This is a genomic window from Cryobacterium breve, assembly GCF_004402375.1.
Classification (GTDB): domain Bacteria; phylum Actinomycetota; class Actinomycetes; order Actinomycetales; family Microbacteriaceae; genus Cryobacterium; species Cryobacterium breve.
In genome coordinates, this window is the sequence record NZ_SOGJ01000007.1 from 1 (window position 1) to 12,779 (window position 12,779).

At 59.1% G+C, this 12,779-nt stretch carries 12 protein-coding genes; 6 read left to right on the top strand and 6 right to left on the bottom strand.

Going from position 1 to position 12,779, the window contains the following annotated elements; genetic code table 11:
- Positions 1-280: 280 nt before the first annotated feature.
- The 4 genes from E3O65_RS01680 (at position 281) to E3O65_RS01695 (ending at position 3,136) form a co-directional block, all read left to right on the top strand.
- Positions 281-535, top strand: a complete 255-nt coding sequence (locus E3O65_RS01680) for a helix-turn-helix domain-containing protein (protein ID WP_241985834.1) — start codon at positions 281-283, stop codon at positions 533-535.
- Between the two features lie 6 nt (positions 536-541).
- Positions 542-1,723 (top strand): tyrosine-type recombinase/integrase, encoded by a 1,182-nt coding sequence (locus E3O65_RS01685; RefSeq protein ID WP_134362030.1) that lies wholly within the window; start codon positions 542-544, stop codon positions 1,721-1,723.
- Between the two features lie 185 nt (positions 1,724-1,908).
- Complete coding sequence (locus E3O65_RS01690) at positions 1,909-2,583, top strand: ATP-binding protein (protein ID WP_241985833.1); 675 nt, start codon at positions 1,909-1,911, stop codon at positions 2,581-2,583.
- Between the two features lie 229 nt (positions 2,584-2,812).
- Positions 2,813-3,136, top strand: coding sequence for a hypothetical protein (locus tag E3O65_RS01695; RefSeq protein ID WP_134362032.1), 324 nt, complete (start codon positions 2,813-2,815; stop codon positions 3,134-3,136).
- Between the two features lie 102 nt (positions 3,137-3,238).
- Here E3O65_RS01695 and E3O65_RS01700 read toward each other — a convergent pair whose 3' ends face one another.
- The 4 genes from E3O65_RS01700 to E3O65_RS01715 all read right to left on the bottom strand — a co-directional run bounded on the left by E3O65_RS01700 (position 3,239) and on the right by E3O65_RS01715 (position 8,049).
- Complete coding sequence (locus tag E3O65_RS01700; protein ID WP_134362033.1) at positions 3,239-3,715, bottom strand: hypothetical protein; 477 nt, start codon at positions 3,713-3,715, stop codon at positions 3,239-3,241.
- A complete protein-coding gene (locus tag E3O65_RS01705) occupies positions 3,712-4,671 on the bottom strand; it encodes a caspase family protein (protein ID WP_134362034.1) in 960 nt (319 codons plus the stop codon). Before E3O65_RS01705 ends, E3O65_RS01700 begins: the two co-directional genes overlap by 4 nt.
- 7 nt (positions 4,672-4,678) lie before the next feature.
- Positions 4,679-5,053: a TIR domain-containing protein gene (locus tag E3O65_RS01710; RefSeq protein ID WP_134362035.1), complete on the bottom strand. Its 375-nt coding sequence runs from the start codon at positions 5,051-5,053 to the stop codon at positions 4,679-4,681.
- 527 nt (positions 5,054-5,580) lie between these two features.
- On the bottom strand, positions 5,581-8,049 hold the full coding sequence (locus E3O65_RS01715) for an AAA family ATPase (protein ID WP_134362036.1): 2,469 nt from the start codon (positions 8,047-8,049) through the stop codon (positions 5,581-5,583).
- Positions 8,050-8,732: 683 nt separating this feature from the next.
- Here E3O65_RS01715 and E3O65_RS01720 point away from each other — a divergent pair.
- Positions 8,733-10,160, top strand: a complete 1,428-nt coding sequence (locus E3O65_RS01720; RefSeq protein ID WP_134362037.1) for an ATP-dependent DNA helicase — start codon at positions 8,733-8,735, stop codon at positions 10,158-10,160.
- A gap of 312 nt (positions 10,161-10,472) precedes the next feature.
- Here the strand turns inward: E3O65_RS01720 and E3O65_RS17050 are convergent, their stop codons facing one another.
- Entirely contained in the window at positions 10,473-10,748 is a 276-nt protein-coding gene (locus E3O65_RS17050; protein WP_338419162.1) for a recombinase family protein, read from the bottom strand.
- A 40-nt stretch (positions 10,749-10,788) separates the two neighbouring features.
- Between E3O65_RS17050 and E3O65_RS01730 the strand changes: the two genes are divergently transcribed.
- Positions 10,789-11,733 carry a hypothetical protein gene (locus E3O65_RS01730; protein WP_134362038.1) on the top strand — a complete coding sequence of 315 codons (945 nt, stop codon included), beginning with the start codon at positions 10,789-10,791 and terminating at the stop codon, positions 11,731-11,733.
- Positions 11,734-11,837: 104 nt separating this feature from the next.
- On the opposite strand, the gene E3O65_RS01735 is transcribed toward E3O65_RS01730, so the two are convergent.
- A complete protein-coding gene (locus E3O65_RS01735; protein WP_134362039.1) occupies positions 11,838-12,407 on the bottom strand; it encodes a dihydrofolate reductase family protein in 570 nt (189 codons plus the stop codon).
- Positions 12,408-12,779: the final 372 nt, after the last annotated feature.

Genomic DNA, 12,779 nt, shown 5'->3' on the forward strand with positions numbered 1-12,779 from the left:
CGACATACCCTCGCGAACCCGAACCCAGAACAAGTTCTCGCGATCCTTCAACACCACTCTCGACGCCATCAACAACACCTCACTCATACGGTGTTGCTACGACCCCTTGAAACCGCCCAAGGGTTTCCGGGACTTTTTTGGTTAAGAGATTTGATTGTGTCATCACTACGTCATCACTTTCAGCCCAATTCCGCCGCTGAGCCGGCCCGGCCGTGCGAGGCACTGAGGTCGGTTTCGGTTCCTCCCGATCGTCCGGGATCGCCCGGCACACCTCCTGGGTATGAGCATTCACAACGAGAACCCAACCACTTTTCCCACCGACGACTGGGGCCTGGAGCCCCTGATGGACGTTGCCGAGCTGGCGGCCTACCTGGGCATCCCGATCTCCACCGTCTACGACTGGCGGGTGCACGGCAAAGGCCCGGCCGCGTACCGGTTCGGCAAGCATCTGAAGTTCGCGATCTCGGATGTGCGGGCCTGGATCGCCCTACAGCGGGAGCCCACCAGCGAGCCCAGGCGCCCGTATCGGCGGTGAGCTGAGATGCCCCGGCAGCGGTTGACCGTCGGCACCTTCGGCGACATCACCACCCGCAAATTGCCGTCCGGCCGATTTGCGGCGCGAACCCGCTACCGCGACTGGGACGGTCACGCCCGTCTGGTGCAGGCCAGCGGCACTACCGCTAAGGCCGCCGAACGGGCGTTGAAGGCCAAGATCGCCGACCGGGACCTGTTCCAACCCGCCGACACATCACTCACCCCGGACAGCCTGTTCAGCGACCTGGTGACCTACTGGTTGGAGCACATCGACTTGGAGGCCCGGATCTCCCGGACCACCCGCAATTTGTATGAGCGCAACATGCGCACCCTCGTCTCACCGGCGTTCGACCACCTCGCGCTGCGGGAGATCGGTGTGGCCCGGTGCGACAAATTCATCAAACAGCTCGCCAAGATCTCCTACAACCGCGCCAAACAGGCCCGGGTAGTGCTGCGGCTCGCCCTCGAGCTGGCGGTGCGGCACGAAGTCCTGCCGCGCAACCCGATGGACCACGTCGCCCGCCTCCACCGCGAGCCGCACGTCCCCGCCGCGCTCATGGCCCCCGAGGTCAACGTGATCCGCGCCGCGATCGCCCAATGGGAAAGCGCCGTCAACCACACCTCCGGGCCCAAACCCGACGGCCAACTCGGCGCCATCATCGAGGTGATGCTCGGCACCTCCGCCCGGATCGGCGAGGTCCTGGCCATCCGCCGCCGAGACGTCGACATCACCAGCCCCGTGCCCTCCATCCGCCTGGCCGGCACCATCGTCAGCCGCAAGGGCGAGCAGACCTTCCGGCAGGACCACCCCAAGACCGCCAAGTCCACTCGGGTCGTCGCCATCCCCACCTTCACCGCCGACGCAGTCCGCCGGCGGCTCGCCAAGGTCGGCAGCATGGGTCTGGATGACCTGCTGTTCCAGTCCCGGGACGGCACCCCGCTGACCACCGCGAACGTGCGTAGGCAACTCCGACAGGTGCTCGAGGGCGCCGGCATCAACGGGGTGACCCCGCACATGTTCCGCCGCACCGTCGCGACCTCGGTCAACGCCAACGCCAGCATCGAACTCGCCGCAGAACTGCTCGGCCACACGGACACCAGGGTTACAGTGATGCACTATGTCCAGCGCAGCGAACTGGTGAACCCGGCTACCGCGGCGCTCCTGGACCGGGCATTCCCGAAAGACTAAAACTAGGCACGGTACTGCCTGACAAGTAGCACCGTTCCATCAGTAGTTTTGCCGCCCAAAGTGACCCGCAGTGGCGCGACAGCTGCTGTGATTGTCGACTGGAAGTCGGCAGGGACGAACTGACCACAGTGTTGTCACCGCGGCAGCACCGTCACATCTCAGTTTTCAGTCCAGCAATCGAGACTGTGGTCGCACGCCCTGAGCAGCTGTTCCTCACCGCCGTCGACGACGCCCTCGAGTCGCGGCGCATCAACAAAGTGGACAAGCTCATCCGCCAGGCCGCGTTCCCGATCCCGGGCGCGACCGTCGCCGAGGTCGACTACCGCGACGGCCGCGGCATCACCCCGGTCCGCATGCGACGCTATGCCGCCCACGACTGGCGCTCTGATGCGACGAACCTGCTCATCATCTCGCCCACCGGCGGCGGGAAAACCTACCTCGCCTGCGCGCTGGCCATCGGCGCCTGCCAAAGCGAACACTCGGTTCTCTACTTCCGGATGGGCGACCTCGCCCGCCGGCTCGTCATCGCCCGCGGCGACGGCATCGCCCACCAGAGCCTGCTGAACGAGCTCTCCAACATCGACCTGCTTATCATCGACGACTTCCTCACCGTCGGCATCGACAGCGACGCCGCCAGCGACCTGTTCGCGATCCTCGCGAACCGTGAACACCGGCTGCCAACGATGATCGCCTCGCAAACCGGACCAGCACACTGGGTTGCCGAGCTGCCCGACCGGGTCGCGGCGGACTCGATCGTGAACCGCCTGGCCAACAACGCCCGGATCATCAACCTCGGCCAGATCGACATGCGCCGGCACCGCAACGACCAGGCCCGGGCCCACGAGACCTACTGGGAATGACGCCGGCGGCGGCCCGGGCACCGCGCCCGGGCCGCTACCACCTCGTTAGAACGGCGCTACCACTTACTTTGACTGGCGCTCCAACTGGTGCTAGTCGCCAGAGTGCGCCGTTTAGCGGGACCAAGCGAAGTCGCTCGAATGCTGGGGTCAAAATCCCCGATAAGGTCCATTTATGACAACGACAACATTGATTACTGGACCCGGGCACCTTGGAACAAGGGTCAGACAAGTGAGCGCGGTTCTTAGCTGGATCCTTGCTCTAATTGTCGCGGTCGTACCAAGGGTGATTGAAGCTACCCCGTTCTACAGCGTCTCCCTCAGCGCGGCCGTTCTCGTGGCTTCGTTCGGATTTTTCGCTTCAACGATTCAGGGTGACCTGTCCTTCCTGCTCGGCGGACTCGCTATCGCCGTTCCCCTAGTCGTGACCTACGTTTCTGCGGTGGTCTTCCTGGGGAAGGAACAGGAATGGATGACGATTATGCTGGCCTGCTTCACTGTCGGAATAGCCGGACTTCTCGTCTTCATCCCAGGTCAAAGAAACATCTGGCGTTAGCTGACTCTAGAGCCGAATTGCGGCCGCCATTACGCTCAGATGCCCCTCCGAATCTGGCGAGAATTCGCTCCCTTAGGTCTGGGCATAACGGAGGACGGGCGTTCAGTCTCGAGATACACCTTCAGGCCACACGACGCGTATTTGTCTTCCGAGTTGACGGGCGTGCGCCACTGCATCCGCGGTTCCACCCCGTCCTCTGGAGGCCGCGCCGTCCCACACCGCCACCATCAATTCGGAGTTCTCCGCGATCCAAAGACCTGCTGCATCAAAGGCGGCTTCATCCGGCTGTGTGCGTGGCAGCCGGGTGACTGATAGTGCAGCAGCAAGCAATCGCCTGTACTTGTGGAGCTCCTCGCCTGAAAAAGTGCTTTCGTAATCATCCGAAGGGATTACGGCGTGAAGCTCTCCTCCTTCAGCGAGTATCTCCTCGGCGAATAACTGATCTGCACCCACGGCCAGGCTACTGAAGCCCACCAGCGGCCGCGGTTGGCCGCGCAGGATCGTTCGGATACCCGAGGATATGTACTCAAGCGCCTGAGCGGGAATCTGCTGATGCCCGGTAACTCCAATATTGGTCATACGCGTCCCGCATTCACAAGATGCCAATAGTGCTTGCCGAGAGGTGTCAACCGGCAGCCGGTCGAACGCATAGCTGCGTAGTAGAGGTGCTCCTCGTCGATGGGCTCGATTAGGCGGCATGCTCTGTACTTTTGCAGGCCGGAGAATATTCGCTCGTTCTCAGCGTCGCTTGGTTCTTCGGTCGGTTCGAAAGAAGGATCGAGGGCCAGGTCGTATCCCGGAGTTGGGAACCAGTTCGTAAGCATACGTAAAGTCGCCAATGGGACTCGGGGATCACACAATCGGATGTCGTGCAACCGATCGATATTGGCCTTGAATGTAGGCCGCTGCTCCCACGCTCCGAAAGATTCGGACAAGTAGGCATAGAGGCCCGACATATTGACGTGCCCTATGACATCTGCTGCTCCGCCGTCCAGAGCGCCTTCCAGGTAAGTCGAAAACTGTCCGCGGCCGTCCTCCGTCTCCATAGAGACCTGATCGTCGCGGCTAGCTGTCAACACCGATAGCCCCTGTGGCAGATTCGCAAGCTTGTTGCCGAGAGCGCCGATGGTTGTAGCGCCGCCAGAGAAGCAGCAATCCAATATTACGATGACCTCTTTGACTGCAGAATGGCCAATACGCTCGAGGACCTCGGAAAAGGCCACCCCGGGGGTCATGGGGGTGCCGTCGGAAGTAACCAGGGCGACGTCGCCATTCACGGGTGCGCCATGGCCAGCGAAGTAAAACAAAGCGAAGTCTGAGCCGGGTGCGAGAAGTTCGTCTAGAAGCGAGAGAAGCGCGTCGCGGGTAACTAAACTTGTCTGGTTCTTGGCCGTTAGAACCTTGCAGTCCAAGTTGGGACTGTCATCTTCGTTCCGGGCAAGAAGCGGATGCAGCGCGACAGCGTCATTGGCACATCCCGCCAAGCTATTGAAGTTCTCGTAAAAATCAATGCCGACGAGGAGTGCCCGCTTCATTGTGAGTCTACAAGCCGTCGATAAATGCCGCGATGTTATCCCATGTCCACTGCTTCACGGGGGCAGTTCCCATTTCCGCCGGCTTCACGCGGTAACCATCCTCAATCCATATCCCGAGAAGAGGCTTCTTCTCAGCGACGGCACACTTTATTTCCCATAGCTGACCAGTCGCCTTGGGCGTGTTCTTGCTGATCAGAACAATGACCCCATCTGAGCGACGGATTCGTGTCCGGACTCTGGCCTGCCAATCCGAAGAATATGGCTCCTTAACCGACATGTCGGTGAACTCGAATGGAGTCTTGGGATGCACTCGCTGTCCGGTGAACAGATTGCGGATCCCTTCGTCTTCTTTGGCGAACGCGATGAATACCGTCTTTGACATGAGGCCCACATTCTTCGTTGAAATCCAGCAGTTACACGACTGGTGCTCAGACTACTGAGTTTTGAGCCGGCTATGAATTAGGGAAACTCACGATATCGATCCGAGGTAGATCCCGCAGAAACGGGCTGTGCTCGGATGCCTTACGCTACTTGGCCTTTATCGAGCTGAGCCGTGTTGGACAGGTATTTCCGCAGGTCCAGATTGCGAGTCGGAAGCAACGCGAGCCTGTCGACGTCGGCGTTCCATTCTTCTGCACGGGTCATGTTTAGGTGAGCAGCAATGAACCGCCCATGCAAAACGTCTGACGTCTCTCGATAAACATGACCGACTTTCCGGGCCGCGCGGAATGCAGGCAATGCATCCGAGCTGCCGACACGACATACAACGAGAACTAACCGACTCTCTACGGCACCGGTGCGCACGTCGATGCGGTCCTGCCCTCCAGAAAGCGACCATAGATCGCTTGATATGGATTCGATTCGTCGGCGCACGACGAGAGCCTGGCGCTTTAGCTCAATCAATTTCGGTCACCCGTGTATCTTTTGCCAGCTTGTGCTCGCTTGTCTCGCAGCCGCGATGTGGCTATGGAGATCTGCGCCGCCAGGTGCGAGGTTCGGATTGTGTACTGAGTCCGACCAACTCCTAATCAAAGGCGAAATGGCGTTCCATCCTCTGCTGAACTCTGCCTTGTGCGATGGCACATCTTTCACCGCATCACGCAAATAGCTCGCCCGATCCTTGGTCGTTCCGATCTCTGCAAATCGCAGTCTTTCCATGGCCGCCCGGCTCGGAACCATTTGAGCGAAGAGGCGGAGTGAAAGTGCCTCAAGTGCTTCATCAACAGCCATCCTCAACAGGGTAGCGATATCCGCTCGTCCGCTAATTGCACCTGATTTCGCGATTTTGGGCGCAAGTTCTTGAGCAAAGTCGATCAATTCAGCCCAGGGCGCTGCAGACTCGCGGAGCGAAATCGTTCCGAATGCGTCACGTTCTGTAACTACGACGGAAAACTCTTTGGGGGCGTGCACTCTTAGGTACTCGACGAAACGACCATCATGTGTGGTGAGGATCACGGATTGTCGCGTCCCCATGGCCGAAAGTGTCGCGGCGAGGCGATCCACTCGAAAATCATCAAAGGCATGCACGGGATCATCCAGGAGAGTGAACGCAAAGATTCCGCCCTCGGCTGTCGCAAGGACGGGGCCGAGGATGAGTGCGTTTCGCTGACCAGCACTCAGATGTGAGAGCTGAACGTCCTCAAGGTTCTTGTTCTTCAGTTTGAGGCTGCTTGCTGCTTTGGTGATATCCAATCCGTCCAGGGTGAACCCAACGTCTCCAAGAAGTTGCTCGACAGCAGGTGCGACCAAGAGCCTCAGATCAAGGGCCCTAGCTTTTCGCAGACTGCCCAGCTCGGAATTCCATTTTCCGACGGCCGCCTTCCAATCTGCGGCGGTTGATGCCATCGACCAGTCCTGATTCCAGGTATCCACATAGTCCGCAACAGCGTCCCAGCGGTTGCACTCCCATTCGTGTTTCAGTCCGGATGCTTCTACAGCCCGGACTATATAACCCGTAGCGACGGGGCTTGAGACCCACGAACTAAGTTCCCGCAGCGACCTCAGATACGGCACATCGAGCTCACCGGCGGCGCCCGACTGCTCGTCCACCTGCTGCAGAAGACTAAGCCCATGCTTGAAGTCCGCCTCGGAGGTGTCCAAGGACTTGAGAACCCGCATACAAGCCGCCAAAGGCTTGAGGAATTTTGAGCCGGCCTCTCGGACGACCCGCCGGAGGCTACTTGCAGCTTCGCGCTGAACCGTCAGAGACAGGCTTTGCCGATGAAGATGTTCTCTCCAATTGTCAGACTGTGATCCGCACGCTGGACAACGATCACGGTTCGCGTCCTGAAGCGACCCCCGGACCTGTTCATCTAAGTCCACCAGAGCATTCGCAACTTGCGTGGTTAGGGCAGACAGGGAGGTCTCAACGTACGCCGTCTCTGCGGCTGAGAAATCCGTTACCCACGTCGAGATGTCAGACGCAGTTGAAAGGGGGAGTGCTTCATCTCCTCGCAGCTGAGGTCGCAACCTCTGGCGGGCGAGCCAATCATCCCGCGCCTCAACGGTCGAAAGCTCTTCCCACGCCACCTCAACAATGTCGACCAATCCAGAGACGGTTCCAGCGGTGTCGGCATTTCTTAGTCGGACTATTGCTTCCTTTCGTGCCCACTCGATACGTTCAAAGGCAGACTTCGCCGCTTCGTGGCGCTCTTTTACCCGAGTTTCAAACAGTCTGACTGCGTTGTCCATGGCGAGACACGACGTTAGCCATGTATTAAGGTCCGACTTCTTCTGCAGTTCCTCGGCAAGTTCGGCGTAAGCAAGAACCGGAGGTGAGGTTCTGACGGCTTCATTCCAAGAGTTCCAAGCGTTCGAATCAGAATCAAACGTCTTGTCGTCGCCGCCAGAAATAAGCGTTCCATGGCGCGTAACTTCGTCGTTCCCGACAGTCGCACGTATCTCAAAGAGGTCACCGGAGAATTCGTCGCAAAGCGAGACGACGACAAGCGAGGAGGAGACCCCTTGGCTACGTTCATCCGAGTTTCCCCAGATCTGGTGGACGCCCTTGTTGTCTACTGAGCCGAGATGGGTCGCTCCAGTGCGCCCCTCCAACGCCATCCGTAGGGCCTCCGCGATGCTGGATTTTCCTGAACCGTTTTCTCCGTGCAAAACAGTTAGGCCGCGATCGTGCTCTAACACGAGTTCGACCCTGTCCTTAGCGCCGCGAAATCCGGTGACAGTCAGACTGCGCAGGAGCCACCGCCGACCATTTACCAGTTCGTCATCACGAGTTGCAGCGGCCAACGCGTGCGCAAGGTCGACCAAGAGCTGCCAAGCCGTCAGATCTTTGGTCGCTGCGCCGTCAAACCGGGCAGTAAGGCTGGTTCCGAGTTGATCAAGCGTCAGCTCTTTCAACGCGGCCGATGCCGTATCCATAGGTTCCCCCCATTGAATGGGCGAGAGTGATCGCCCTTGCCGCTCATCTTGCCAGTGCTAGCGGGTGGAGCCGGGACGGTGAGAACTTTCTTTACTCATTCAAGCGCCGGGCAAGCCCGGCGGGGCCGACCTGCGGTGCGTCCGGTCCTCGCTTCGCTGCGGTCCGGGCGCTCCTCGGTCGACCATGACAGCTGCATTGCTTAACTGGCAAAACTCGCCATCCACCAATTGGAAGGCGAGTTCGCTATCGAGCCAGTTCAGGACGTCAGGACGTCAGGACGCTGGCTAATTTGGTCCGTGGACCGAAGAGAAACTCTCTCGGAAGATCGCGTACAGACCCGGCTCGATTACCCTGTCGGCCAGGGCCTCTTCAACTTCTTGCCAAGTGTTCGGTGTTCCCGACTCCGAACGACCGGGGTCAGAAGCTGCAGGAGTGGCGCAGTCGAAGCTGACCAGCAAGCGAATAAGGTCCTTCTTGAGAAGGTCACCCCTGGAGTACATGAGACACAAGTCATGAGGCGACGCGTCGGAGAGGGTCTGGGCGGAAGGAGCCTGAGGGACGGGACCGAGTTTGTCGACTACTGAGTGACGCCTCGAATTGGCGACACTTTCTGAGGCCCGAATCTTTGCAGCCATCCTCGATCGGATCTGGTCATGTCGGAGGGGATCGACCCGACTCGCCCATGGGCGCGGAGCTCCTCTTCGACCTCCTGCACGCTCGCGATGTGGCCGTATGTCGAATGCACCATCGGGATGTCGCCAATGATGGTCTCGATCGGATCGTTCGCCACTCCGGTTCCAAGAAATGCCAGTGTCTTCGCCACCTGAGTACGTGGATCGCGGCGAACCCAGGGACGTTCGACGACCCGCTCAAAGCTGGGGCGCTGAAAGACCTATTCGTGAAGTCGACTGTTGCATTAATTTATGGCACCGCTGGAACCGGCAAGACCACGATGGTCGACCTGATCGCGAATTACTTCGACGGAGATTCAAAGCTGTTCTTGGCTCATACGAATCCGGCCGTAGACAACTTCAAGAGACGCGTGTCAGCGTCGAACTCAGAGTTCAGCACCATCTACAGCCACACTAAGTACCCGACAGGTCGGCACTACAGGCTAATCGTCATCGATGAGTGCAGCACGGTCAGTAACGCGAGTTTGCTCAAGATCCTCGGTTCTACGACATTCGACCTGCTTGTGCTCGTAGGGGACGTATACCAAATTGAGTCGATCGAGTTCGGCAACTGGTTCACAACGATCCGCTCATACTTGCCGCCGGAGTCGGTGTTCGAGCTGACCAAGCCGTTTCGGACGACGGATGCAGCGCTGCTCACCCTGTGGGACCGCGTGCGGAACCTAGACGACAAGATCGAAGAGTCGATCTCCAAGAACAAATACGCGACCGTGTTGGGTGACTCGTTGTTCAAAGCTCGCCAAGCCGACGAAATCATCTTGTGTCTGAACTATGACGGCCTATACGGAATCAACAACGTCAACCGATTCTTACAGGCGAGCAATCGGAGCCTCGCGGTGGAGTGGGGAGAGTCGACCTATAAGGTCAACGACCCAATCCTGTTCAATGACACCGACCGATTCAGCGGAATCGTGTTCAACAACTTGAAGGGGAAGATCGTCAAGATCGCCACGGACAAGGGGCGAATCACCTTCGACGTAGACATCGACCGGACGCTCAAACTATCGGATTTTGCGTTCGCGATGGACATTCGATGGACAGGTGGCTCGATAGTGCAGTTCGACGTCTTCCAGCGCGGCAACACCGACGATGACGACGACGCGTCAGCCACAATCGTTCCGTTCCAGATCGCTTATGCAGTTGCGATTCACAAGGCTCAGGGCCTCGAATTCGACTCGGTCAAGGTAGTGATCACCGATGCGAATGATGACCGCATCTCGCACGCGATCTTTTACACTGCGATCACGCGGGCGCGTCAGGACCTTAATATTTTCTGGAGCGCCGAAGTGCAGCAACGAATGCTCAGCAAGATGGCGGTCCGCGAAAACTCAAAAGACGAATTGATCTTGCGAAAGCGTACGGGAGTCACGCCGGTCGCTACGCGTCAGAAGCTGACCAAGTCCCGCCTACCCGTCTAGGCCGCCAGAGTCCAGGCATCGCGAGCATGGCCGGTATGTGACGACCGAGGACTAGTCGAGGCGTGTTCAGGCAACGAACAGGCGCTTCTGCACAATGGCGACCGTGTTGGCGGACCAGGGCGCACCCGTCGCAGTGGTGAGGCCTTGGGCGTTTAGCTGCGCAGTGGTGCCAGAGAGCGTGTGACCGGCTCGGAGAGCTAGCAGACGGTCGTGTGTGCTCGGCGGGAGCGCAGACACTCGCCCCATGTGCCTGCCCTGACGCGTGGCGGCTTGCATGGAGACAGACGTGCGCTCGCCGATGACCTCGCACTCTCACTCACCGACCGACATCATCACGTAGGCGACAAGCTTGCTGGTCGGCGTGCCGGTGTCCACACCCAGGTCGATGGCGACGACAGCCCACTTACGCACAGCGGCGAGCTTCAAAATGCTCGAGAAAACATGCACGCTGCGGCTCAGCCGATCTAGCTTGGCGACCAGAATGCCGTCCACGTCGCGGCGCTTAGGGATGACGTGTAGTCGGGCGAGAGCTGCGGCAACCGTAGCCTCGTTGTCTTTAGGTCGATCTCGTAGAAAATCCCCGGCCAATCCAATTTATGGATACTGCCCGTTGCAGTAGCCTCACCTCATGCCCAACGTTTCCTATTCGGTCGAACTGTTCCCGCACCCATACGATCACTTGAATACCCTGCGCATTGACCATCCTTGCAGCGGACTAGATCTGTTTCGATTTGCGGTGGCCAATAAGCTGCAAACCGCGTCCTTCAGCGATAGATGGTCCCGCAGCCCCACGCGTGCCGTTTTTGACTCCGCAGTTGAACCGGCTTTGTTTGTTTACTCAAACGTGACGACGAGCATCGGCCGGCTATCCGTGCACCAGAACTTCAGGGTGCTGACACCCACCGAGAAGGGGCCTATTAGCCGGCAGTTGGGCGAGGCCTTCGCGCGGTTCTATGCGCAGAAGTTGCTCGGTGTATCCAAACTGTTTGTACTTGAGTCCATTCGGGCACAAAACGCGGCACAGGTGCACTTCCACAACCCCAACGTCGGGCGGCCGAAACAACCGGACATGATAGGGAACACGCCAGACGGAGCGTGGCACGTGTTGGAAGCGAAGGGAGTCTCATTGCAAGGCAACCTCAGCGCCGCGATGGAAAAGGGCAAGGTTCAGGCTGCCAACATAAAGGATATCAACGGCGTTATTCCGTCCACTCGAATTGTCGCTGGGACACTCATAAGCTACGACGGCTTCGACACAACTTTGACGGACCCGCCCGCTGAGAGGGCTCCGGCGTTCGTCGAAGTCGACGTCCGTCTGGCCAATTTGGCTTACTACCGACCGTTTGTCGATCTCCGTCGCGAGGACCTGTCACCTGTCGTCGTCGAGGGAGTTGAGTATCTGTTCATGACAAATCAGGGGGGCGGTGCAGAGTTTGGAATCGCGCGACGCCTTCTCGATGACTTGAAGGACGATTCGTTCGAGGCCTTCCCAGTCGGCTTTGATCGATTCCGAGAGCGGGAGTCCGACGGTTACTCCCTGGGCACTGATGGTTATGCAGCTCGACTATCTTGAGTCGCGGGCGGTTGGAACCTATAGGGGATAGCCCGTGCGGGGTAACCCGACCCCGAGCCGTTGTACCGTCGCGAGGGAGCGCCGAACGCGCCAGCATAATCGCGTCATGCCGCAACTCGCGTGGGCCGGTATCGCGCCGCTACTGCCCCTGACCGGAACTCATGGCGGTCCACGAGTTCGAGCTGGATGTGCTCGCGCAGGCCGGCGAGCAAGGTCGGGCCGTGTCCTGCAAGGACTGGCTGCACAAGGAACTCGTACTCGTCGATCAGTCCAAAGTTAGCAAGCGCCAGAGGGAGCGTCACGCCGCCGACCCACAGGCCCTCGCCTGGCTCCTGCTTGAGCTGCTGAACTGCTTGCGCCAAGTCGCCTCGCACCAGCTCGGCATTCCAATCGACCTCGGTCAGTGTGCTCGAGATGACGTACTTCTTCGCCTGGTCGATGGTTTCGGCGAACGGTTTCTGCCAGTCCTTCATCCAGTCGGGCCACGTGCCCGTGGCCGGCCTCTGCCACGCCGACGCCATCATCTCGTAGGTCACCCGGCCGAAGAGCAGGGCATCGGCTCGCTCCAGCTGAGCGGTCCAGAAGCGCATCGACTCCTCGTCCGGGGGGAGTCCTGCCTCGTGGTGGCAGCAGCCATCGAGCGTGACGTTGATCGAGTATCGGAGTGGTCTCATCTCGTTGCTCTCCTTCGATGAACACCCCGCGTTTGTCAAACCGGTCTCGATCAAGTGCCGGGGCTGTCTGATCGACCTGCTAAATCGCGCCCAGTGTATAGCGTTGTCAGTGATGCGAGACAGGCCGCGGACCGAGTGCACAACCGATCGCCATCTCCGGTGATGACCGGTCCCATGCAGCGGCACATGGGGGATGTTGCGAGGGGTCATGGATCACTCAAAGAGGCCTCCAGAATCCATCATTTACCCATCTAATTCATCTCTATTTGACCCAAAACGATGACGTACAATCGGAGGCAGAGAACCGCCCGGTTCCCTGTAAAGACAAGGGAATCCGAGGGTTTTCGGACACATTCGGTAACGACTAAATTA